The following is a 22,042-nucleotide window of genomic DNA, read 5'->3' as shown; positions in this document are numbered from 1 at the left end:
TATCCATCTCGGCTCATCATCCCGCTTTTCATCAAGAAAGATGAGGACCTCATGAAGCGTCTTACTCGCATCGCATCCATCAGCATGGCTTCCATGCTCGCCGCCGCAAGTCTCGTCGCGTGCTCCGGCTCTACCGACGAGGAAGGCGATGTATACTTCCTGAACTTCAAGCCCGAACAGGACGCCGCATACCAGGAGATCGCAAAGGCCTACACTGAAGAGACCGGCGTCAAGGTCAAGGTCGTCACTGCCGCCTCCGGCTCCTATGAGCAGACCCTCAAGGCAGAAATTGGCAAGGACGAAGCCCCGACTCTCTTCCAGGTCAATGGCCCAGCTGGCTTCATCACCTGGCAGGACTACATGGCAGATATGTCGGATACCGAGGTAGCCAAGCAGCTCACCGACGATATTCCGCCGCTGACCACCGAAGATGGCGAGGTACGTGGCGTTCCGTTCGCCGTCGAGGGCTTCGGCATCATCTACAACGACGAGATCTTCGACAAGTACATCGCCACCTCCGGCGCGAAGATCAAGTCCACCGACGAAATCAAGAGCTACCAGAAGCTCAAGGAAGTCGCCGAGGACATGCAGGCCAAGAAGGATGAGCTTGGCATCGAGGGCGCCTTCGCCTCCACCTCGCTGACTTCCGGCGAAGACTGGCGTTGGCAGACTCACCTGGCTAATGCTCCTATCTGGCAGGAGTACCAGGACAAGAATGTCGAGGACACCAACGAAATCGACTTCTCCTACAACAAGGAATTCAAGAACCTCTTCGACCTCTACCTGGATAATTCCACCGTGGCGAAGACCCTGGCCCCCTCCAAGACCGTGTCTGACTCCATGGCTGAGTTTGCGCAGGGCAAGGCCGCCATGGTCCAGAACGGTAACTGGGCATGGTCCCAGATCGCTGAGACCTCTGGAAACGTGGTCAAGGAAGACAAGATCAAGTTCCTGCCGATGTACATGGGCCTGCCGGACGAAGAAAACTACGGCATCAACGTCGGTACCGAGAACTACTTGGGTGTGAACTCTGAGGCCTCCGAAGTCGACCAGAAGGCCACCAAGGACTTCGTGGACTGGTTGTTTACCTCCGAGACTGGCAAGGAGCACGTGGTTAAGGACCTCGGCTTCATCGCACCGTTCGAAAGCTACACCGCCGAGGACACCCCGAATGATCCCCTCGCTGAGCAGGTCGCGGAAGCTATCGCTAACAAGGATCTGACCACCTACCCGTGGAACTTCCAGTACTTCCCGTCCCAGCAGTTCAAGGATGACTTCGGCCAGGCCCTGTCGCAGTACGCCTCCGGCACCCTGAAGTGGGAGGACGTCGTCAAGCAGTTCAAGGACAACTGGGCTGCCGAGAAGGAATCCAACTGGGGCTAGGCCTTAAGTTCCCACCCCCTCGCCACACGCCTTCCCGCTAGGAAGCGTGTGGCACCACTTGAAATTAAGGTTTCACCACCATGCAAGCAACGCTGAAGAAGTACTTCCCAGTCTTTGTCTTGCCCACCCTTCTGGCATTCATGATTGCCTTCTTGGTGCCGTTCATCGTGGGATTCTTCCTCTCTTTTACGAAGTTCACCACCATCACCAACGCCAAGTGGGTTGGCATCGACAACTACGCCAAAGCTTTCTCCCAACGCGAAGGTTTCATCTCGGCCTTCGGTTTCACCGTCCTCGTGGTCATCGTTTCTGTGATCACCGTCAACGTCTTCGCCTTCCTCTTGGCGTGGATGCTGACCCGCAAACTCCGCGGAACCAACTTTTTCCGCACGGTCTTCTTTATGCCGAACCTCATCGGCGGCATCGTGCTGGGCTATACCTGGCAGACCATGATCAACGCCGTGCTCTCGCACTATGCCACGACCATCAGCGCGGACTGGAAGTTCGGCTACGCCGGCCTCATCATGCTGCTTAACTGGCAGCTCATCGGCTACATGATGATTATTTACATCGCTGGCTTACAGAATGTCCCACCTGAGCTCATCGAGGCAGCCGAGCTCGACGGCGTCAACAAGTGGGAGATGCTTCGCCATGTCACCATCCCGATGGTCATGCCGTCCATCACTATCTGCCTCTTCCTGACTTTGTCGAACTCGTTCAAGCTCTTCGACCAGAACCTTGCGCTCACCAACGGCGCGCCCGGCGGACAAACTGAGATGGTCGCGCTCAACATCGTTAACACGCTGTTCAACCGTATGAACGTCGAGGGCGTGGGTCAGGCCAAGGCCGTCATCTTCGTCGTCGTCGTGGTCGTCATCGCGTACTTCCAGCTGCGCGCGACCCGCTCCAAGGAAATCGAGGCATAAGTCATGACTACCAGCACTTCAGCGCAGGCCGTCCCGGCCTCGAAGAAGAAGGATCACCAGCTTCCCTCGGACAATAAGACCCGGATGTCTGGCGGCGCCAAGTTCGTGGTCTACGCCATCTTGGTGTTCTTCACCATCGTCTTCCTTGGGCCGATCCTCTTCATCTTCATTAACTCCTTTAAGTCCAAGTTTGCTATCTCCTCCGATCCTTTCTCTCTTCCCATCGGTGAAACCTGGGTCGGCTTCGAGAACTTCATGGTGGGCTTGACCAAGCAGGGCTTCTTGGAAGCCACCCTGTGGTCTTTCGTCATCACGATTCTGTCCGTCATCGTCATCGTGTTCTTCTCCGCGATGACCGCCTACTACATCACGCGCGTCAAGACGTGGTGGACAAACCTTCTGTACTACCTCTTCGTGGTGTCCATGATTATCCCGTTCCAGATGGTCATGTTCCCGACGGTCAAGATTGCAGACATGCTCCACCTCAACAACCCGATCGGCATCGTGGTGCTCTACCTCGGATTCGGTTCTGGTCTGTCGGTGTTTATGTTTGCGGGCTTCGTCAAGTCGATCCCCTTGGATGTCGAGGAAGCCGCGATGATCGACGGCTGCGGTCCGCTACAAAACTACTTCCGCGTCGTCTGGCCCATGCTCAAGCCGACGGCCATTACCGTGGCCATTCTCAACGCCATGTGGGTTTGGAACGACTACCTACTGCCGTACTTGGTCATTGGTCTGTCGACTCGGTACAAGACCATCCCGGTGGTCATCCAGTCCTTCGTCGGCTCCAACGGTAACCGCGACATGGGTGCCATGATGGCCATGCTGGTCCTCGCCATCATCCCCATCGTCATCTTCTACTTCTCCACGCAGAAGCACATCATCGAAGGTGTGGCGGCCGGTGCCGTGAAGGGCTAATCAAGTGCGATAGGTTAAAGAACCATGAATCGCTTGCTCGGCCCCGAATCGAAGTTCTACGCCGCCCTGAGCCTTTTCGCTGACCTTGTCATCGTCAACGTTCTCCTCGTTATCACGTGCTTTCCCGTGGTGACTGGGGGAATGTCTCTGCGCACCGCCCACGCGGTGACCGGACAGATGGTCCGCGAAGAAGGTTCACGCCGCGGCGCGGCCTTCGTTCGGGGCCTTTTGACCCGCCCCGGAACAAATACCGCCTGGTGGCTTATCTGCCTGGCACTGGGCGCCTTAGCTGCCTATGAATTCGCCATCATCGCGAAGGCCGGTTTCGGGACAATGGGCGTCGTTCTGCGTGCCGCGCTGGTTTCTGGGCTCCTCGTGCTGGGCTGCATCAGCGTGTGGTTCTTCCACCTCGATGCCCCGGGGCTGAGTTTTAGCCAGCGGTGCACGGCCGCCATGACGAAGGCGGTAGCGCACCTACCGCGTACTCTAGTGGCGGTATCCCCGGCAGCACTCTTGTTGCTGTTCCCGCTCTTTTTCCCGGCGCAGTGGGGAGGCTATGTGTTCTTCCTCGCGGTATTGGGACCTGCCCTGGCGGTCTATCTCGCCGAGCTGGTTCTCCAGTGGCCGGAACTTAATTCAGCGCCGCACGAAGCCGCCAGTGCTTAGCGCGACGTTCGCCTTTAGGGCCCAAAACGACAAATAGGGTAGTGGCTTCCACTTCTGTGGAGCTACTACCCCTTGACCGTGGGACCGGCGCGCGGCGGACTTTTTAGCCTTCGTTTTCTTCCTGTTCCTTCTGCTCCTTGAGCAGGCGGGCTGCCGCCCGACGACGCGAACGCAGGCTTTCGATGCGTTCAGTCAGCAGTTCATCCAGCTCCTCAATGGAGCGGCGCTCGCGCAGCATATCCCAGTGGGTCCGCGGCGGCTTCACCGGCTTGGACTCAACGCCCTCGCCCTCAACAAGGGTGCCGAGCTTACCGTTCTTGCACATCCACTCCTCGGGGATTTCCGCGTCATCGGCGAAGGGCACCTCGTAGATGTCGCCGTCCTCGGTGCGGTATTTCACCATCTGGCGCGGGGCCAAGTCGTGGTCGCGGTCGGTTTCGTAGCTCACTGCGCCCATGCGGCTGCCACGGAGTACGCGATCTGCCATGCAACATCATCCTTTTCAAGCGTTGAGGGAAGGGATCAGGGTCGACCTATATCACCCAAAGTTCTATCATTATAACGAATGGCCCACGGCCTTTGTTCCCACCCTCGGGTTAATGGGCTAAGGTGAGTGAGGTGATTGGTACACAGGATCCGCAGCCCGGCAAGCCCTCGAGGCACCGGACGGCAACCTGCCAGTGGTGCGGCAAAGAGATCGCACAAGGCGGGCGGGGAAGGCCACGCAAGTTCTGTTCGCCCTCGTGCAAGCAACGAGCATACGAGCAGCGCCACAACGTGGTCGGGACATCCATTCCCGTGGACGCTGTCATCCTAACTCCAGACAAGGCGGACCGTCTCCGCGACGGTCTCTTTGAGCTCCGGTGCTGTGCCGAGGACGTGGCCACGGCGGCGTCGGAAAGCGCCAGTGCTGAAGAGATGGAACAGCTGTGTGCCGAACTGGTCGCACTGGCTCGTAAGCTTGAGGAATTGAGATAGTACATGAAATCCGTATTAGGTAACCGCAAACTGGTTGTCAGTATCTTCGTGGTTCTGATTCTGGCCTCGTCGGCACTGGCCCTGGGACCGTTGGCGTTTTCGGTGATCATGGGCCGCGGTGTGAAGACCGAGCCGATCAACGCGGATAAGGTCCATGCCGCAACGACAGATGTTGATGGCGAATGGCACGTGGTGCAAGGTTCGGCCTATAACTACACCTCAGCCGGGTTTACCATCGACGAGATCCTGCCGGCGGATAAGCGCACGACGTCTGGCTCCACCAAGCATGTCACCGGCCAGGCAACCATCAAGGACGGGGTCGTTGAGGAAGCCAGCATCACCGTGGACATGGCGAGCCTGACCACGGACAAGAAGGTGCGCGATCAGAACATGAAGTCGAAGCTCTTTGAGGTAACGAAGTACCCAGAGTCGACCTTCACGTTGACCGAGCCAGCAGATGTCTCCGCCGTGCCTGACGACGGCTCACTGGTCACCGTCCCACTGACTGGTGACCTGACCATCCACGGCGAGACCAAGAGCGTGACGCAGGACTTCCAGGTGGTCCGCGATGGTGACACCATTATCTTGGGCGGCGATATTCCGATAAATCGCCTCGATTTCGGCCTCGAAGCCCCGGAGATGATCGCCGCAAAGATCTCCGAGGTCGGCGACGTTAACGTTCGCGTTACCCTCGAGAAGTAGCGCGCACGGTTAGTCATGAATTATCGGCATCTTATTCCTGTCCTGTGGGTGCGTCTCGTAGTGCTCGCAGGATTCGGCATTTTCATCTGGTTTCAGGGGACGAAACTTCTGGCAGCGTTTTCTGTAGTGCTTGTAGCTCTCACCGTCGTGCAGCTGGTGATGGCTTACCAACGGCGCTAAAACAGCTTTCCGATGAGCTCCCTAAATGCTGCACAATTACGTAACAGTGACTATATAGTGGCTTAAAAGGGGTTGCCCCTAAGGCGGCTGGGGAGATGCAGATCAGTCCAGATCCAAAGGCGCCATCACAAATATCCCACCCGCACGCATAGCGACCCTCAGACAACGCATGGCACACAGGAAAGCCGTCTGGAAGGCAGCAAACCAAGAAGTCGCCAAATAAGCTGAAGGCTCGAACTTTTCGGAACGGCGATGCGGACGGGACAGGCAACTCGGAGCAAAGCATCAAGGGCCTGTCGAGTACGCGCAACGCACGCATAACTCCGCCGGCACCCATGGCTCAGCGAGGGCACACCGTCAAGGCCTGAGTACAGATCCATGCGAGCCCAGAGACGGGAGATGCTAAGTCATATCTTCCCGCAGCATAAGTTGTTGTCCGATAATGTACATTATGTCAGATTGTATTTGCGCACCCTCCCCGCCCAATAGTCACGGCCACAGCACCACAACATGTCAACCTCTTCCCAGTTCTCGCAAATTTATCATGTGGTGAGAGTTGGATTTCAATCTATGGGACGGTAATGTTTCCCACATAATCAATCACTCTATTGAAATTATCAAGGAGGGCGCTTCCCACATGACCGCCGTCAGCACCACGCCGCCAAAGACAGCGGCCCCAGCACAGCAGCTCACAAAACGTGACCGCGTGCGTGTGGCCGTGGCATCGACCATTGGTACGACCATCGAGTTCTATGACTTCTATATTTATGCCACGGCAGCCGTAGCCGTCTTTCCTTTCCTCTTCTTCCCGAAGACCGAGGACCCCACCGTTGCCCTGCTCCAGTCCTTTGCCACCTTCGGCCTGGCCTTCATTGCCCGGCCACTGGGCTCAGTGCTCTTTGGACACTTTGGCGATCGCATCGGCCGCAAGGCCACCCTCGTGGGTGCACTCCTGACGATGGGCATTGCTACCTTCATCATCGGCGTCCTCCCCACGTACCAGACCGCGGGCATCATCGCGCCTGCCCTGTTGGCCCTGATGCGCTTCTGCCAGGGTTTGGGCTTGGGCGGCGAATGGTCCGGTGCAGCTTTGCTGGCTTCCGAGACCGCCGAGGAAGGCAAGCGCGCTTCCGCCGCCATGTGGCCGCAGTTCGGCGCACCTTTCGGGTTCTTGCTCGCCAATGGCTTCTTCCTGACTCTGGTTGCGACCATGGATTACTCCCGCGGCGACACGACCGGCACCTTCATGGAATGGGGCTGGCGCTTGCCCTTCCTCGCCTCCGCTGTCATGGTCCTCATTGGCCTCTACGTCCGCCTGCGCCTGGAGGAAACACCTGTCTTCCAGCAGGCAGTAGACGAAGGCAAGAAGGTCAAGACCCCCATGGTGGAGGCTTTCCGCACTGCCTGGAAGCCGATGATCATCGGTACCTTCGTCATGGTCTCCTGTTACACGCTGTTCTACCTAGTCACCACCTGGATTCTCTCCTACGGTATCGGCGATAAATCCCAGGGGCTGGGTTTGGGAATCCCCTACCTGGAATTCCTGGAGATCCAGCTGATCTCCATCTTCATGTTCATCATCGGCATTCCCGTATCTTCCATGCTGTCGGATAGGTATGGCCGCAAGCCGATCCTGGTCGTGACCTCACTCATCATGATTACCTTCGGTTTCAGCTTCCCCTTCTTCCTCGGCATCGAACACGCTGACCGCAACTCGGTCCTCGGCTTCTTGCTCGTCGGCATGTTCATCATGGGCCTCATCTTCGGCCCCATGTCGGCTGTCTTGCCGGAGCTCTTCCCCACTAACGTCCGCTACACCGGTTCCGGCATCGCGTACAACGTCTCCTCCATCCTCGGCGCCGCCGTGGCACCGTTCATCGCTACGTGGCTGGTCAGCGCCTTTAACGTGAGCTACGTGGGCTATTACCTCATCATCGTCTGCTTCATCTCCCTCATCGCTATCCTCATGATGCAGGAGCTGAAGGACCAGGATCTTTCCCAGGTTTAGGCCTTCAGACACAAGCTTCTCCCCGTCTCCTTTCGGTGGTGCTCACCGAGGGGCGGGGAGATTTTTGTTGCGGTGCAACCCCACATTGGCGCTTCACCTCGCACCGTATGGGGTTCGCACCATGGGGACCGCGCCCCCGTTGCTTCCAAAAGTACAGATCTGGAAGTGCAGACCTGCAGGTGGGTGTCGTCAAGCGCCCAGGCAGTGCTTTGCGACGAACAGCGAGTCTGCACTTCCAGGTCTGCACAAATGGAAAGCAGATGGCCGGCAAACATGTGCCAACCACCTATGCAGAGCTAGTTGCCCGGATGGGCAACCTGCTACACAGAAACGGCAGTTTTACTGGATTCCACCTCGTCGTCGATGGGCTTGCGGCGCACGATGGCGGAGAAGACTGCACCAGTGACGTTGGCCCACACCGCGGCGACCACACCCGGCAGCGCAGCCTCCGGGGTAAAGAACTGCAACGCCAATGCCGAGGCAAGCCCCGAGTTCTGGGTTGCTACTTCAATGGCCGTGGTGCGCGCCGCTGCCTCGCGCTGGCGGGCTAGCTTCGCCATGTAGTAGCCAAAGAGAAATCCGATAAGGTTCTGGATAGCCACGCCGACAAACACGACGAGACCAACGGTGACCAACTTGTCCTGGGATTTTGACACCACCGCCATGACAACGCCGCCGATGCCAGCGATGGCCACCCACGGCAAAGCCGGCAGCACCTTGTCTACCGCCTTGCTTGCAATCACGCGCAGCAGCAGACCCAGGCCTACCGGTATGAGGACGGTCTGTACCAGCGACCACATCATGCCAGCACCATTGACCTCCGCGGTCTGCCCTGCCAACCACAGCATGAGCAACGGCGTCATGATCGGCGAGACCAGCGTGGATACCGAGGTCATCGCCACCGACAGCGCCACATCGCCCTTGGCCAGGTAGGCCATCACATTGGAGGCAGTACCGCCGGGCACAGACCCGAGAAGGATGAGGCCGACGGTGGCGGCGTCGGAAAGCCCTAGCAGTTTAGCCACGAGCACGGCGCTCGTCGGCATGATGGCAAATTGACAGATAACGCCCAAGAAGATGGGCAATGGGCGCTTCGCCACCAGGGCCAGGTCCGGAATCGTCAGGGTAAGCCCCATGGAAAACATGATGACCATGAGCAATTGCGAGGTGTACTGCCCCACCGGCTCGAAGGTGCTGGGGCTCAAAAAGGCGACAATGGCGCAGGCAACAATAACGATGGGGAATATGTAGACGGCGAGTTTCTCGCCGGTCTCCCCTTCTGTGCGCGGGTTCGTCATAGTGTTTCCTTTCCAAAATGTGTCTCACTATATGAATTGAGTATCCCATATGATGAACCTCACGTACCCGGTTTGGTCGAGATTTACTGTCAAGCGATAGATTAGAAATATGTCCAAGCTACTAAGCCCCGATTCCTCTCGTTTCTCACGCCCGGCCGGCGCTACCAGCCAGGCCGACGCCGTTTCCGAGCGCTACCGCCACGGCTCCCCCGCCGAGCTGGTTGCGGACATGGAAGCCATCGTCGGCGCAGAAAACGTGCACGGACGTCTCAGCGATCTCGTGCGCTTTTCCTCTGATGCCGGTCCCTACCGCTCCATCCCGAACATCGTGGTCTCCCCGCGCAACGCCGCGGACCTCGCTGCGCTCATGAAGTACTGCGATTCTCACGGTCGCCATATGACCTTCCGCGCAGCAGGAACGTCCCTGAACGGCCAGGCCATGGGAGATGACATCCTCGTCGATGTCAAAACCCACTTCGGCGGCATGGAAGTGCGCGAGGAAGGCCGCAAGCTGTGGTCGCGCCCCGGCGTCATCTTGGGCGATGCCCAGGCAGTACTCTCCCGCCATGGCTTCATGCTGGGGCCGGACCCGGGTTCCACGTCCGTGTGCACCATCGGTGGCGTGCTGGCCGATAACTCCGGCGGCATGCGCTGCTCCTTGGAACGCGATAGCTACCACAGCATCGAAGAGCTGATCTTCGTCTTGCCTTCCGGCACCATCGTGGATACGTCCCGTGGAGACGAGGCCTTCCGCAAGCAGGAGCCGAAGCTCCACGCCGATCTGCTGGCCTTCCGCGATAAGCTGCGCGCCAACACCGAGATGGTGAAGTTCCTGCGCACTAAGTTCTCTATTCGCAACACCAATGGCCTGCGCATCGACGCCTTCCTCGATGAAGACGAGCCCGTGCACATTCTCAAGCGCCTCCTCATCGGCTCCGAGGGCATCTTCGGTGCTATCACGGAATCCGTTATCCGCACGGTGAAGCTTCCGCGCGTAAAGGCCACGACCTGGGTCGAGCTGCCCAACCTCCGCGATGCCGCAAACTACGTGCACCCCATCATGGAAACCGGCGCGGAAGCCTGCGAGCTTCTGGTTGCCCCGGTCATGCGCCGCTCGGCCGAGCACTACTCCCACGCCCCCGAGTCCTGGCGCAACCTCGACGATGACGCCGCCGCACTCCTCGTCGAGGTCGGCGGCAGCGACGAGGCAGATCTGGACAAGGCCATGGATCGCCTGCGCACCGTGCTTGCCGACGCCCCACTACTGCGCCCCCTCGAGTTCCTCACCACCGCGGAAGGCATGCGCGGCGCGTGGGAGCTGCGCAACGGCCTGTACGGCCTGCTGGGCGCAGACCGCCCGAACGGCACGGCCTACATCACCGAGGATGTCTGCTTCCCGCCTTCCCAGGTCGGTGAGGCCGCAGCGGACCTGTTGGACTTGCAGGCCAAGTACGGCTACCCGGAGTCGGTCATGGGCCACGCTGCTTTTGGCAACCTGCACTTCTTCTTTACCCCGCGCTTCGACGTTGAGGAGGAGCGCGAATCCTATGCCGCGTTCTTGGATGATTTGGCCGAGCTGGTCATTGACAAATACCAGGGCTCGATGAAGGCCGAGCACGGTACCGGCGTGAACATGGCCCCCTTCCTGGAGCACGAGTGGGGCACGGAGGCCTTCGAGCTGTTCTGGGAAGTCAAGAACATGATCGATCCCAAGGGCATCCTGGCGCCGAACGTGAAGCTCACCCGGGACCAGACCATCCACCTGCGAAACTTCAAGTCCTTCCCCAAGGTCGAGGAAGAGATCAACCCGTGTGTGGAATGCGGTTTCTGTGAGCCTGTCTGCCCCTCCCGCCACGCCACGGTGACCCCGCGCCAGCGCATCGTGCTGCGCCGCGAGATGGCCCGGCAGGAAGAAGGCTCAGAGGTCTTGGCGCAGCTGCAGAAGGAGTATCAGTACGACGCCGTCGACATGTGCGCCGCCGACGGCACCTGCTCTATCCCCTGCCCGATTAGCATCGACACCGGCGCAGTGATGAAGCAGCTGCGCGCCCAGCAGGCCACCCCGGCCCGCGAGAAGGTGGCACTGACGACGGCACAGCGTTGGGAGTTGGTGGAAAAGCTTGCCCGCGCTGGCATCATCTCCGCCAACAAGATTCCCCACAAGCCCCTCGAGCTGGGCGCCAACATGGCACGTAACGTGGTAGCACCCGACTTGCTGCCCACCGTCCCGGGGCCGCTTCCGCAGGCCGCATCGCGTCTGCCGGAAACCCCGCGCGAGGGCGCTGGCGCGCTCTACTTCCCTGCCTGCATCAACCGCATCTTCGGCCGCCCAGCCGGTGCGGCTAAGGATTCGGTCGACCTCCCGCGCGCCATCGTGGAACTCGGACGCCGGGCTGGCCAGCCGGTGTGGATCCCCGAGGATGTCGCCGGCGATTGCTGTGGCACACCGTGGTCCTCCAAGGGCTACAAGGAAGGGTTTGAGTACCAAGCTCAAAAGATTGTGCGCGACCTCTGGCACTGGTCGGAGCACGGCCAGCTGCCCATCGTGGTTGATGCAGCCAGCTGCACCCACGGGTTGCTCGATTCGGTTCCTGAGGTGCTCTCCCCTGCCGACCGCAAGCTTTGGGAGGATCTGCGCATCCTCGATGTCGTGGAATGGCTCCGTGATGAAATCGCCCCGCACCTGCCCATCGTGAAAAACATGGGCTCCATCGCAGTCCACCCAACTTGCTCGACTGACCACATGGGCATGAGCCAGGCCCTGGTTGACCTGGCGAACCTCTGCGGTTCTGCCAAAGTCCCAGAGGGCGCGATGTGCTGTGGCTCCGCCGGTGACCGCGTCATGCTGCACCCGGAGCTCGTCGAGTCCGCCACGCGCGAGGAGCGTGCTTCACTCGACGCGGAGCACTTCGACGCCTTCGTCTCCGATAACCGCACCTGCGAGATGGGCCTGGAGATGATCTCCGGGCGGACCTATGAATCAATCGCAGTGCTGTTGGAGCGGGCCTCCCGTCCGGTCGTCACTCCATAAGCAACGCGCCGGTGGCAATACTCCTCAGCGGGAGCTCTGCCACCGGCGCAACAGATCGGGTTAGAGATAGTCGTAATTGATTTCGGTGTCCGGGGCGAAAAACACGCACCCGCCCTTCATCGGGCGCAGGTAGATCGTGTCGCCTTGGTGCACGTCAATGCCGCGCGGCACCTTCACCGTGATGCGGTCACCGCGGACCACGGTCCCGTCATTGGCCGACTCTTCGCGGCCACCATAGACGTACAGCTCGGAGCCTAAGTGCTCCACAATATCGACCCTAACCGGTATCCCATACTCTTCACCTGGTTGGTTGACGCCGATGATTTCCCAATTCTCTGGGCGCACACCAACGAGGACGTGATCCGCTCCCACCTTCGCGGCCTGTTCCTGTGGCATGTAGTAGTCCAGCGCCTGGTCTTTGCCGCTGACAACGCGACCGTCAACGAAGGGGACGTTGTCGATGAGAGTCATAGCCGGCGAACCGATGAACGTCGCGACGAAGGAGTTACCGGGGTTCTCGTACAGTGTTTTAGGCGGGGCGACTTGCTGAATAATGCCTTGTTTGAGGACACACACGCGATCCCCCATGGTCATTGCCTCAGTTTGGTCGTGGGTGACATAGACCGTGGTGGTGTTGAGCTCGCGCTGCAGTTGAAGGATCTGCGCACGCGTGGATACGCGGAGCTTCGCATCCAGATTGGAGAGGGGCTCATCCATGAGAAAGACCTTGGGCTGGCGCACGATAGCGCGCCCCATGGCCACACGCTGGCGCTGGCCACCCGACATTGCGGAGGGCTTGCGATCGATAAGGTCCTCCAGCTCCAGCATTTTCGCAGCGAAGCTCACGCGCTCTTCGATGGTTGCCTTATCCACCTTGGCATTTTGCAATGCAAACGCCATATTCTGACGTGCTGTCATGTTGGGGTACAGCGCATAGGACTGGAACACCATGGCTACATCGCGGTCCCGCGAGCGGGTCTCGGTAACGTCGGCCCCGTCGATGAAGATCTGGCCTTCGTCGATTGGCTCAAGGCCAGCGAGCATGCGCAATGTCGTGGATTTGCCGCAACCAGACGGTCCGACGAGTACTAGAAACTCGCCGTCCTTGATATCGAGGTTAATGCGGCTGACCGCCGGTGGCTTCTTCGGGTCATAAATCCTGGAAGCCTGACGGAATTCAACAGTAGCCATGGTGTCCTTTCAAACGATCCGAAGTGTTACTTGAGCTTCGGGGTGATGTCGCGGTCGATAACGCTCTGCGTCTCCTTCTGCAGGTCGCCGAATGCGGACTCCACATCCTCATTGCCCACAGTGATGCGGTCAAGAACGCCACCGATGCGCTGTCCGCCGCCCGGCACGAAGACACGAGCGTAATCCTGCGGCTTGGTGTTCTCGTTGAGCTGCTCGATTGCCGTCTGGGCGTTCGGGTTCTCCTCCAAGAACTTCTTCTCCTCCGGATCATCCAGGGCGTCCTTGCGCACCGGCATGTAGCCCGTCTTCTGGGAGAACTTGATCGTGTTCTCGGTGTTCGTCAGGAAGTCAATGAACTTGACCGCGTTAGCCTTGCGCTCGTCAGAAATTCCAGCCGGCACGGCCAGACCAGCACCACCGGTGGCTGCCGAAGGACCAGGGCCTGGCAGGTAGGTCGTGATGAATGGAATCGTCGCCGTCTCCTTCAGCCCGCCCAGAGAACCAGTGGACTCCAGCAGTCCAGAGGCCTTGCCAGAGCCGAAGGCTACGGTCGGGTCAGTGGAGATTTCGATGTGACCGGCCTTGACCTGGTCCTGCAAGAACTTGCCAGCCTCGATGGACTCCTTCGACGTAAAGTTCGGTTCCCACTCATCAGAGTAAGAGCCACCGAAGGCCCAAATCATGCCCTGGAAGTACCAGTCGAGGTAGTTGGATCCATCCGGAACGGTGACGGCCGGCTTGTCGAGCTTGTCCTTGATCTTGGTGGCCCACTCGTCGAACTCTTCCCAGTCCTTCGGGCCACGGTCGGTAGGAAGTCCAGCTGCCTTGAGGTCATCGGTGTTCCAGTACATCAGGTTCGTGGAGCGGGAGTACGGAACGCCGTAGTGCTTGTCCTTGTAGTTGTAGTCTTCGCGCAGGGTGTCGACGTAGCCCTCATAGTCAATGTCGTTCATCTCCCACAGCTCATCGAGCGGCGTCGTGGCCTCATTCAGCGCGAAGTTGAACCACGTGACGTCAGAAGCAACGAGGACGTCGGGAAGGTCGCCACCTGCGAGGGCAGCGTTGAAGCGCTGTGCAACTTCCTCGTAGTTGGAACCTGCGGTAACCAGTTCGACCTTCAGATCTGGGTTCTCCTTCTCGAACTCATCAATGAGCTCTTGCTCTATGTCACGGGAAGAACCCGGGTGGTTGGACCAGAAGGTGATGGTGTTGGCGTCTCCGCCGTCCTTTGAGTCGTTCCCTGCGGTGGTCGAACCACCTGCACAGGCGGTCAAGGACGCTGTGGTGAGAAGTGCCGCGCAGGCGGCAACGATACGAGTAGAAATCTTACGAGACATGGGGAGGTTCTCCTTGAGAAGTGAAGAGTTCAGGGGACTTGTTCGAGTTGGGCGTCGGGATAGCAGGCAGGCTAGCCCTTGACTGCTCCAGCAGTCAGGCCCTTAATCATCGGCTTCTGGAGTATGAGGAAGATGATGATCATGGGCAGGGTTGTCAGCACTGTGCCGGCCATCACCGGCGCCCAGTTGGTCACGCCTTCCGCGTCCTGCAAGCGGGTTAGGCCCACCGGAAGGGTGGCTGCAGCCGGTGTATCCGTAATCAGGAAAGGCCACAGGTATTGGTTCCACTCATTGACCACGGTGATCAGGACGAACGCGGACAGCGTTGGCCACGACATGGGCAGGACCACTCGGAACAAGGTTGTGAAGAATCCTGCCCCGTCCATGCGCGCGGCCTCGAGAATCTCCGGGGGCAATGATTGGAAGTGATTGCGCATGAGGAAGGCACCGAACGCCACGCCCGCCAACGGGATGATGACTCCGGCGTAGGTGTCTCTCCAACCCCATGACGCAACCAACGAGTAATTGGAAATAATGGTGATCTGGTTGGGCACCATCAGCGAGGCGATGATAAGCAAGAAAAGCAGATTTCGGCCGGGGAAGCGAATGAATGCGAAGGCATAGGCAGTCAGCACTCCGAGGACTACCTCCACCACCGTGAGAATCAGCGTGATGATGATGGAGTTTCTCAGGTAGCTCGAAAAGCCAGAAGTCTGCCAGACATAGGAATAGTTTTCTGCCTTAAAAGGATTAGGCCAGAAGGAAATCGGATCCGAATACACATCCTGGAAAGACTTAAAACTGGTGATGAAGATGAAGTACAGCGGCACCATAATCATCAGCACTGTCAGTACCAAGGCAATGTAGCCGACGACCTTCGTTGCTGGATGACCGTGATCAACCGGCTCACCTTTACGCTTGCGCTGGGCCTCGGTGATGACTGGTGCTGCGAGGGACTGCGAACCAGGAACCGGCGGCAGCTCTCCTTTCGCTTGCGGGAGCCCTACCTTGATAGAAGCCGGAATCGCGCGTTTTTCGGACATTTACTTATCCATCCTTTCCTGCAACTTGATCTGCAGCACCGTAATGACAAGCACGACGAGGAACATGATGGTGGCCACGGCAGCGCCATAGCCGGCACGGTTGTTGATGAACGTCTCTTGGTACACCTGGAAAACCATCGTGGAGGTTCCGTAACCAAACGGTCCACCGCCGGTCATCGCGTTGATGATGTCGAAGACCTGGAAGGAATTGAGCAGCACAGTGATTAACAGGAAAAACGTGGTACCGCGAAGCTGTGGCAGGACCACGCGGAAGAAATGTCGCACGGCCGGAGTGCCGTCAATCTCAGAGGCCTCATCGAGATCGCGGCGGCGCCCCTGCAGGGCAGCAAGATAGATGACGAAAACGTAGCCCACGTTCTTCCACACGTAGGTCACCGTAATCATGAACAGTGCCCAGTTCTGCTGCTGGTAGAAGTTCGGCACATCGACCCCGATAAGACCCAAAAAGTATTGAATGAGCCCGTAGTTAGGATCGAAGACGAACTGAAAGGCAACGCCAATCGCCGCGCCAGCGATGACATAGGGCGCGAAAACCATTGAGCGCACAGCCGCACGGCCAAACAGTTTCTGATCCAGAAGCAATGCCAGCGCTAGCCCCAGAACCATCGAACCGACCACCGCGAAGAAGGTGAAGACGACAGTGTTGAACACCACGCGTCCAGTATCTGGCGCCTGGAACCAGTCGATGTAGTTCTGCAGACCGACAAAAGTCATCGTCGGCGATGAAATATTCCAGTTAAAGAAAGAGATGCGGATGTTATCGACCAGTGGTCGATAGGTGAAAAGAATGAGAAGTAGAAGGTTCGGGCCAATCAGCAATGCCGCTAGGCCGATCTGGCGCCAGTCAAGCTTTCGCTTGCGTGGGTGGCGCGCGTACTCCTCGGAGACGATCGGCTTCTCGTTAACAGGAGGGATCGCAGCCGTTCGCCCGCTCGCGGGGATGGTTTTTGCCATGCAGAAGAAACTAGACCAAGGCAGTAAACAGAAGGTTTACTCAACGTTTTGATTGAATAAACAAAAAGAAAATTCCAGGAGCCTAGCCCCCAAAAGCCCTCCCTGTGCGTGGGGTACGTCACACAAAGCACGGGAGAAAGAACTCCATAGAAACTCCCGGGCAAGAAAGCGCCACCATCTTTCCAGCTAGACCTTTTCGGGGATGAACACAACGGCCACGGGCGTAGCTTGGCGCTAACTCGCCGAGCGCACAACGTCGAGTGCTAGCTCTGGCAAGTCCGTTGCCATGAGCTCTATCCCATTGTTACGGCACCACTCCATGTCCTTCGGTAAGTTCACCGTCCATACGTAGGAGTGACTGTCGACGTCTGCAAAGAAGTCAGCGTCCAACCGCGCCTGGCGAATGGAAGGCCCGAAGCCCGAAGCGCCCTCGAGGGAATCTGGTAGTCCCGCATCCGGTTCCAAAAGAAGAAAGGAGCGCAGGGATGGCAATAGGTTTCGAAATCGCGCAATTGCTTCAGGGTTAAAGGAAATCAGACTGAACCGTGGATCGGCATCGAGATGTCGGTTGCGTAGGACTTCGGCCACCGACTCTTCGAGTCGCGCCCCGAAAGGAGACGGGTGCTTCGTCTCGATGAGCAGCTGCTTTCCGGGGTATGACTCGATGAGGTCCACCAGTTCGTCGAGAAGCAGAATGCGTTGGGGATCCTCGTCGGTACCAAAGTTGAGTGTGCGCAGCTCCTCCAGTGTCATGTCACCGACAGAGCCTGTGCCGTCCGACGTCCTATCCACAGTCTGGTCGTGGATAACCACTACCTCCCCGTCCTTGGTCAGGTTGACGTCGCACTCCACACCGGCCACCTCAAGCTTGAGAGCCTCCTCGAAGGCACGGTACGTATTCTCCGGGAACCATCCGTTATACCCTCGGTGCGCGATAATTCCTGTGCGGTCTGCCATGTTCTTTCCCTCCGGGCCGCAAAGTGGTTGTGCTTCTGGCGCCGCCCAGTGTAGACCGCTAACGGCGGCCTCCGCGGTTGCGGTGCGTCGCCACCACGTGCACGGCATCCAGCATTCCTAAGGTGAACAGCGCCTCGCGGAGAGCGAACTGGAAGGTCCAGAGGCGGCGGAAAACCTGGTCGAAGCCCGCTGCCGCCGCTTCGCGTCGCCGCCCATCGAAGAAACTGCGCTGGTAGCGAAGCGTTTCCAGGTAGTGGCTTCCGGTGTGGGTCTGAGCGATGATGCGCAGGTTGGAACGCCTATCGAAGAGTCGGTGTGTCTCCTCGATCGTCGGATAGTCCAATCCGGGCCAAATATAGGCGCGCAAAACCTGAATCGCGGACCGAGCGGCCGGGGTCAACGCGTCGGTGGCGAACAACGAGGCCACAGCCACACGCCCACCGCTGACCAGCGAGCGATCCAGCATCTGCACGTAGCGGCGGCGCTCGGGGGGCGATAGCGTCTCTAACTTCTCTACGCTGACAATCGCGTCATAGCGCCCGCGCCACTTCTTCGGATTGGGCAACGCCGTTTCGATGCCCTGCACATGGACAGAGTCGGCGGCGCCTTCGAGAAGCAGTTGTTCGTCGAACAGCGCCTGCTGCTCTGTGTCGCCTGTAAGGACGTCAACTGTGGCGCGCCGGGCAACGGCTTGTACTGCTACCTGCAGACCAGTCGCCGGGTACACCAGAAGATGTGTGCCGGCGCCCGTGCGGGTGGCATCGAGAAGCCACTGTGCAGCGCGGCGCTGTGCATCACCCAAGTCCTCGCGGTCCGTATGCGTCGGCTCGGTCACGCTCGTCACATCGACGAAGTGCTCCTTGGGTTCCTTGCTCCCCACCCGTGCGCTATAGCTGCGGACCGCCTCGCGCACCGTGGTGGGAACGCCGCTAGCGAAAATTCCGCCCGAATGGCTCAAGGAGTCACCCGCGTACAGCTTCACCACGTCGAGGGGCAGCTCGCCGGGGCTCGACGCCTCGACCGCCAGTTCCTTCGCTTTCGGCCGATACCCCACCCCCAACAGCCGCAGGAGAACCTTGACCAAGCGATCGGAATCGGGCGTCGTCCACTCCCCTGCCATATAAGACTCAGCCAGGCCCAGCCAGCCCGAATCGGCGATGCGGGAAAAGAGGGCGTCGTGAAGCACAGCCAGATCCGGCTCCTCGCCTTCCAGCTCCACCCCTGCTTTGGCGCAGGCCTGCGCAAACTCCGCTTCAGTCCGGCCGCCCGTAAAGCGCAGCAAACGCGGTGAGGGCACGGTTGCTACGCCGGGCCACGTCGCAGCGTCAATCGATGCCAAGTGGGAATACACGCTCTAGCCAGCCTTCCTCATCGCACACACGTATTTACTTAGAGTAAAACCAGCGGGCCACGAAGAGGTGGAGGCGCGGCCCAAAAAGCCAGTTAATAACCCATAAAGTATGCATGTACCGCTAGAAAGGTTTAGACTGACTCGGGTAAAATAATCAAGCTTTCTTCAGGAAGGTATTCAATCACCATGGCGCAAACTCCCCACCGCCCTAGTAACGGCCGCCACCACGTCGTTGTTATCGGTGCCGGCTTCGGCGGCATCAACGCCGTCAAGAAGCTCAAGGACGCGGATGTTGAGATCACCCTCATCGACAAGAAGAACCACCACCTCTTCCAGCCGATGCTCTACCAGGTAGCCACCGGCGTCATTTCCGCCGGCGAAATCGCCCCGTCCACGCGTCAGCTCCTGCGCCATCAGGACAACGTCAACTTCGTCAACGGCGAAGTCACTGACATCAATATCAAGGAACAGACCGTCTCCGCAGAACTTGACGGCGCTGTTCGCACCTACGGCTACGACTCCCTCATCGTCGCCGCCGGCGCTGGCCAGTCCTACTTCGGCAACGACCACTTTGCCGAGCACGCGCCGGGCATGAAGACGCTTGACGACGCCCTGGAGATCCGCTCCCGCATCATCTCCGCCTTCGAGAAGGCTGAGTTGGAAGAGGATCCTGCCAAGCGTGAAAAGCTACTGACCTTCGTCATCGTCGGCGCTGGCCCGACTGGCGTTGAGCTCACCGGCCAGATCGCCGAGCTGGCCCAGCGCACCTTCGCTGGCACCTACTCCAACTTTGGTTCCTCCTCCGCCAAGATTTACCTCCTGGATGGTGCGCCGCAGGTGCTTCCTCCGTTTGGCAAGCGCCTCGGCCGCAAGGCTCAGCGCACCCTGGAGAAGCTGGGCGTTGACGTGCGCCTCAACGCCATGGTTACCGACGTCACCGCTGACGCCGTCACCTACAAGAACATGAAGACCGAGGAACAGGTCACCATCGAGGCTGCGACCAAGATCTGGTCTGCAGGTGTCGCCGCTTCCCCGCTGGGCAAGCTTATTGCCGACCAGGCAGGCGTGGAGGCAGACCGGGCCGGCCGCGTCTCCGTAAACGAGGACCTCACGGTTGGTGAGTACAAGAACGTCTACATCGTCGGCGACATGATTTCCCTCAACCGCCTTCCGGGTGTGGCCCAGGTGGCCATCCAGGGCGGCAACCACGTGGGCAAGCTCATCGAGGCCAAGATTGATGAGGAGTCCACCGCTAACGAGGCCGAGCCGTTTGAGTACTTCGACAAGGGCTCCATGGCCGTCATTTCCCGCTTCAACGCAGTGGTCAAGTTGGGCAAGACCGAGTTCGCTGGCTTCCCGGCCTGGATCTCCTGGCTCGGACTGCACATCTTCTACATCGTTGGCTTCCGCAGCCGTACCCTCGTGGCGCTGCACTGGATTCTCAACGCCTTCTCGCGCGACCGCGGCAACCTGGAGATCACCCAGCAGCAGCGCGTTGCTCGCAACGTGATTGACCGCGACCTCCACTAGGTCTTACGCGTCTTAAAAAGGAGAGAGGAATTATCCTCTCTCCTTTTTCTTTGCCCATGTACGGTAGACGGAAGAAAAGCCTAGATTAAGGAGAAAACAGTGCGCCAACCTGCGCTGCCCCGCGTCCTCAGCATCGCTGGCACCGACCCAACGGGAGGGGCGGGAATTCACGCCGACCTCAAATCCTTTGAGGCGGCAGGGGCCTACGGCATGGCCGTGGTGACCGCCCTGGTGGCGCAGAATACGCAGGGCGTACGGGCTATCCACACCCCACCGGTGGATTTTCTGCGTGAGCAGCTGGCAAGCGTCAAGGACGACGTGACTATCGACGCCGTCAAGATCGGCATGCTGGGATCCGTCGCTATCACCGAAACGGTGAGCGACTTCATCGCTTCCCTCCCCGCGGGAGTGCCGGTGGTCTGTGATCCGGTCATGGTCGCCTCCAGCGGTGACCGCCTGCTCGAGCCGGAAGCGGAGCGCGCCGTACGGGAGCTGGCGCGCCGCGCGACCGTGGTCACACCCAACCTGCCGGAACTCGCTGTCCTCGCGGGCGTAGCAGAACCGCGCACCTTTGATGACGCTCTCTCTGTCGCAACCACCTGGGCCCGCGAGAATGACACGTGGGTCGTAGTCAAGGGCGGTCACCTCGATGGTGCCGAGGCCGATAACGCGACCGTAAGTCCTTCCGGCGATATCACGCGCGTGCCCTGCCCGCGGATTGATACGAAGAACACGCACGGCACGGGCTGCTCGCTGTCCTCAGCCCTAGCGGCGCGTTTGGGCGCGGGCGAATCCCTCGACGAAGCACTGGTTTGGGCCACCGAGTGGCTCCACGAGGCGATTGAGCATGCCGATGCGCTTCACGTCGGACACGGACACGGGCCCGTTGACCACGGCCACCGGCTCCGGCGCCTGGCTGCGGAGAAACAAAGTTAGCCCAGCAGATCGGCACCTGGACGAGTAAGCACGGCCACCATGAAGGTGGAGTTCTCTTTAAAGACCTTCATGTCCCACGAGGAGAAAATGAAATCGACTCGGTAGCCCACCGCGCGGGCCAGTTCGAGGAACTCCTCAAAGCCCCAGCCGCGGCCCTCGCCGAAACCGACGACGAAGCGGCCGCCGGGGCGAAGCGCGTTAAACACGTTGCGCAAGGCCGCCTCGCGCCCTTCGTTGGCGATAAAAGTCATGACGTTGCCCGCAGCCACGGCGATGTCGAAGTTGCCCTCCGGGATTTCCTCTTCCGAAAGGTCACCTACCTCCCAGCGGGCCTCCGGATAATCATTCACCGCGTGCTCAATCAAAATCGGGTCGACGTCCACGCCCACTACGGTATGCCCGCGCTTGGCCAACTCGCCGCCGAGCCGTCCGGAACCGCAGCCGGCGTCGAGGACGCGGGAGTGGCGTTCACTCATAGCGTCGATAAGCCGGGCCTCCCCGTCGATATCCTTACCCTGGGCCCGCAGCGTCTTCCATTTCCGTGCAAAGTTGTGGGAATGGGCGGGGTTCGCAGCAGTTACTTCTTTCCAGGTAGGCATGACAACGAGTATAGGCCTTTAGAGGTGTAAGAT

Annotated in this window: 18 protein-coding genes and 1 pseudogene; 10 read left to right on the top strand and 9 right to left on the bottom strand. The window is 59.3% G+C overall.

Annotated elements, in window-relative coordinates; all coding sequences use genetic code 11:
- The first annotated feature begins 51 nt into the window (after positions 1 to 51).
- From HMPREF2806_RS11555 to musI, 4 genes are all read left to right on the top strand, one after another.
- Positions 52 to 1,383, top strand: a complete 1,332-nt coding sequence (locus HMPREF2806_RS11555; protein ID WP_070517788.1) for an ABC transporter substrate-binding protein — start codon at positions 52 to 54, stop codon at positions 1,381 to 1,383.
- 80 nt (positions 1,384 to 1,463) lie between these two features.
- Positions 1,464 to 2,309 (top strand): carbohydrate ABC transporter permease, encoded by an 846-nt coding sequence (locus tag HMPREF2806_RS11550; protein ID WP_046649167.1) that lies wholly within the window; start codon positions 1,464 to 1,466, stop codon positions 2,307 to 2,309.
- Positions 2,310 to 2,312: 3 nt separating this feature from the next.
- Entirely contained in the window at positions 2,313 to 3,227 is a 915-nt protein-coding gene (locus HMPREF2806_RS11545) for a carbohydrate ABC transporter permease (RefSeq protein WP_049154663.1), read from the top strand.
- A 24-nt stretch (positions 3,228 to 3,251) separates the two neighbouring features.
- Entirely contained in the window at positions 3,252 to 3,893 is a 642-nt protein-coding gene (gene musI / locus HMPREF2806_RS11540; protein WP_070517787.1) for an ABC transport system MusEFGK2I component MusI, read from the top strand.
- A gap of 103 nt (positions 3,894 to 3,996) precedes the next feature.
- Here musI and HMPREF2806_RS11535 read toward each other — a convergent pair whose 3' ends face one another.
- Positions 3,997 to 4,380 carry an RNA polymerase-binding protein RbpA gene (locus HMPREF2806_RS11535; protein ID WP_046649170.1) on the bottom strand — a complete coding sequence of 128 codons (384 nt, stop codon included), beginning with the start codon at positions 4,378 to 4,380 and terminating at the stop codon, positions 3,997 to 3,999.
- A gap of 131 nt (positions 4,381 to 4,511) precedes the next feature.
- Between HMPREF2806_RS11535 and HMPREF2806_RS13935 the strand changes: the two genes are divergently transcribed.
- The 3 genes from HMPREF2806_RS13935 to HMPREF2806_RS11520 all read left to right on the top strand — a co-directional run bounded on the left by HMPREF2806_RS13935 (position 4,512) and on the right by HMPREF2806_RS11520 (position 7,761).
- Positions 4,512 to 4,871, top strand: a complete 360-nt coding sequence (locus HMPREF2806_RS13935) for a hypothetical protein (protein WP_046649171.1) — start codon at positions 4,512 to 4,514, stop codon at positions 4,869 to 4,871.
- 3 nt (positions 4,872 to 4,874) lie between these two features.
- Entirely contained in the window at positions 4,875 to 5,573 is a 699-nt protein-coding gene (locus tag HMPREF2806_RS11525) for a YceI family protein (protein WP_070517786.1), read from the top strand.
- Between the two features lie 817 nt (positions 5,574 to 6,390).
- Positions 6,391 to 7,761, top strand: coding sequence for an MFS transporter (locus HMPREF2806_RS11520; protein ID WP_049154659.1), 1,371 nt, complete (start codon positions 6,391 to 6,393; stop codon positions 7,759 to 7,761).
- A 320-nt stretch (positions 7,762 to 8,081) separates the two neighbouring features.
- Here the strand turns inward: HMPREF2806_RS11520 and HMPREF2806_RS11515 are convergent, their stop codons facing one another.
- Positions 8,082 to 9,059 carry a bile acid:sodium symporter family protein gene (locus tag HMPREF2806_RS11515; RefSeq protein ID WP_070517785.1) on the bottom strand — a complete coding sequence of 326 codons (978 nt, stop codon included), beginning with the start codon at positions 9,057 to 9,059 and terminating at the stop codon, positions 8,082 to 8,084.
- A 109-nt stretch (positions 9,060 to 9,168) separates the two neighbouring features.
- Between HMPREF2806_RS11515 and HMPREF2806_RS11510 the strand changes: the two genes are divergently transcribed.
- Positions 9,169 to 12,090 (top strand): FAD-binding and (Fe-S)-binding domain-containing protein, encoded by a 2,922-nt coding sequence (locus HMPREF2806_RS11510; RefSeq protein ID WP_070517784.1) that lies wholly within the window; start codon positions 9,169 to 9,171, stop codon positions 12,088 to 12,090.
- A gap of 60 nt (positions 12,091 to 12,150) precedes the next feature.
- Here the strand turns inward: HMPREF2806_RS11510 and HMPREF2806_RS11505 are convergent, their stop codons facing one another.
- The 6 genes from HMPREF2806_RS11505 to HMPREF2806_RS11480 form a co-directional block, all read right to left on the bottom strand.
- A complete protein-coding gene (locus HMPREF2806_RS11505) occupies positions 12,151 to 13,281 on the bottom strand; it encodes an ABC transporter ATP-binding protein (protein WP_049154656.1) in 1,131 nt (376 codons plus the stop codon).
- Between the two features lie 26 nt (positions 13,282 to 13,307).
- Positions 13,308 to 14,618 (bottom strand): ABC transporter substrate-binding protein, encoded by a 1,311-nt coding sequence (locus tag HMPREF2806_RS11500; protein WP_070512741.1) that lies wholly within the window; start codon positions 14,616 to 14,618, stop codon positions 13,308 to 13,310.
- 71 nt (positions 14,619 to 14,689) lie between these two features.
- Positions 14,690 to 15,661 carry a carbohydrate ABC transporter permease gene (locus tag HMPREF2806_RS11495; RefSeq protein WP_046649374.1) on the bottom strand — a complete coding sequence of 324 codons (972 nt, stop codon included), beginning with the start codon at positions 15,659 to 15,661 and terminating at the stop codon, positions 14,690 to 14,692.
- On the bottom strand, positions 15,662 to 16,636 hold the full coding sequence (locus HMPREF2806_RS11490; RefSeq protein ID WP_046649375.1) for a carbohydrate ABC transporter permease: 975 nt from the start codon (positions 16,634 to 16,636) through the stop codon (positions 15,662 to 15,664).
- 234 nt (positions 16,637 to 16,870) lie between these two features.
- Positions 16,871 to 17,593: a glycerophosphodiester phosphodiesterase gene (locus tag HMPREF2806_RS11485; RefSeq protein ID WP_070512744.1), complete on the bottom strand. Its 723-nt coding sequence runs from the start codon at positions 17,591 to 17,593 to the stop codon at positions 16,871 to 16,873.
- 58 nt (positions 17,594 to 17,651) lie between these two features.
- On the bottom strand, positions 17,652 to 18,944 hold the full coding sequence (locus tag HMPREF2806_RS11480; protein WP_070512747.1) for a class I SAM-dependent methyltransferase: 1,293 nt from the start codon (positions 18,942 to 18,944) through the stop codon (positions 17,652 to 17,654).
- A 186-nt stretch (positions 18,945 to 19,130) separates the two neighbouring features.
- Between HMPREF2806_RS11480 and HMPREF2806_RS11475 the strand changes: the two genes are divergently transcribed.
- Both HMPREF2806_RS11475 and thiD read left to right on the top strand, forming a co-directional pair.
- Complete coding sequence (locus tag HMPREF2806_RS11475) at positions 19,131 to 20,474, top strand: NAD(P)/FAD-dependent oxidoreductase (protein WP_070512750.1); 1,344 nt, start codon at positions 19,131 to 19,133, stop codon at positions 20,472 to 20,474.
- Between the two features lie 99 nt (positions 20,475 to 20,573).
- A pseudogene (gene thiD / locus HMPREF2806_RS11470) lies at positions 20,574 to 21,389 on the top strand (bifunctional hydroxymethylpyrimidine kinase/phosphomethylpyrimidine kinase); the annotation flags it as partial.
- A gap of 17 nt (positions 21,390 to 21,406) precedes the next feature.
- Here the strand turns inward: thiD and HMPREF2806_RS11465 are convergent.
- Positions 21,407 to 22,009, bottom strand: coding sequence for a class I SAM-dependent methyltransferase (locus HMPREF2806_RS11465; RefSeq protein WP_049154651.1), 603 nt, complete (start codon positions 22,007 to 22,009; stop codon positions 21,407 to 21,409).
- Positions 22,010 to 22,042: the final 33 nt, after the last annotated feature.

Source organism: Corynebacterium sp. HMSC076G08 (assembly GCF_001811515.1).
Taxonomy (GTDB): Bacteria; Actinomycetota; Actinomycetes; order Mycobacteriales; family Mycobacteriaceae; genus Corynebacterium; species Corynebacterium hiratae.
Note: the sequence above shows the minus strand (reverse complement) of the source record. Positions and strands in the feature narration are given on the sequence as shown.

Excerpts from the sequence above, each read along its gene's own strand:
- HMPREF2806_RS11550 (WP_046649167.1), top strand. The coding sequence starts at position 1,464 with ATGCAAGCAACGCTGAAGAAGTACTTCCCAGTCTTTGTCTTGCCCACC.
- HMPREF2806_RS11495 (WP_046649374.1), bottom strand. The coding sequence starts at position 15,661 with ATGTCCGAAAAACGCGCGATTCCGGCTTCTATCAAGGTAGGGCTCCCG.
- HMPREF2806_RS11475 (WP_070512750.1), top strand. The coding sequence starts at position 19,131 with ATGGCGCAAACTCCCCACCGCCCTAGTAACGGCCGCCACCACGTCGTT.
- musI (WP_070517787.1), top strand. The coding sequence starts at position 3,252 with ATGAATCGCTTGCTCGGCCCCGAATCGAAGTTCTACGCCGCCCTGAGC.
- HMPREF2806_RS11500 (WP_070512741.1), bottom strand. The coding sequence starts at position 14,618 with ATGTCTCGTAAGATTTCTACTCGTATCGTTGCCGCCTGCGCGGCACTT.
- HMPREF2806_RS11490 (WP_046649375.1), bottom strand. The coding sequence starts at position 16,636 with ATGGCAAAAACCATCCCCGCGAGCGGGCGAACGGCTGCGATCCCTCCT.
- HMPREF2806_RS11520 (WP_049154659.1), top strand. The coding sequence starts at position 6,391 with ATGACCGCCGTCAGCACCACGCCGCCAAAGACAGCGGCCCCAGCACAG.
- HMPREF2806_RS11485 (WP_070512744.1), bottom strand. The coding sequence starts at position 17,593 with ATGGCAGACCGCACAGGAATTATCGCGCACCGAGGGTATAACGGATGG.
- HMPREF2806_RS11510 (WP_070517784.1), top strand. The coding sequence starts at position 9,169 with ATGTCCAAGCTACTAAGCCCCGATTCCTCTCGTTTCTCACGCCCGGCC.
- HMPREF2806_RS11515 (WP_070517785.1), bottom strand. The coding sequence starts at position 9,059 with ATGACGAACCCGCGCACAGAAGGGGAGACCGGCGAGAAACTCGCCGTC.
- HMPREF2806_RS11555 (WP_070517788.1), top strand. The coding sequence starts at position 52 with ATGAAGCGTCTTACTCGCATCGCATCCATCAGCATGGCTTCCATGCTC.
- HMPREF2806_RS11535 (WP_046649170.1), bottom strand. The coding sequence starts at position 4,380 with ATGGCAGATCGCGTACTCCGTGGCAGCCGCATGGGCGCAGTGAGCTAC.
- HMPREF2806_RS11525 (WP_070517786.1), top strand. The coding sequence starts at position 4,875 with ATGAAATCCGTATTAGGTAACCGCAAACTGGTTGTCAGTATCTTCGTG.
- HMPREF2806_RS11465 (WP_049154651.1), bottom strand. The coding sequence starts at position 22,009 with ATGCCTACCTGGAAAGAAGTAACTGCTGCGAACCCCGCCCATTCCCAC.
- HMPREF2806_RS11505 (WP_049154656.1), bottom strand. The coding sequence starts at position 13,281 with ATGGCTACTGTTGAATTCCGTCAGGCTTCCAGGATTTATGACCCGAAG.
- HMPREF2806_RS11545 (WP_049154663.1), top strand. The coding sequence starts at position 2,313 with ATGACTACCAGCACTTCAGCGCAGGCCGTCCCGGCCTCGAAGAAGAAG.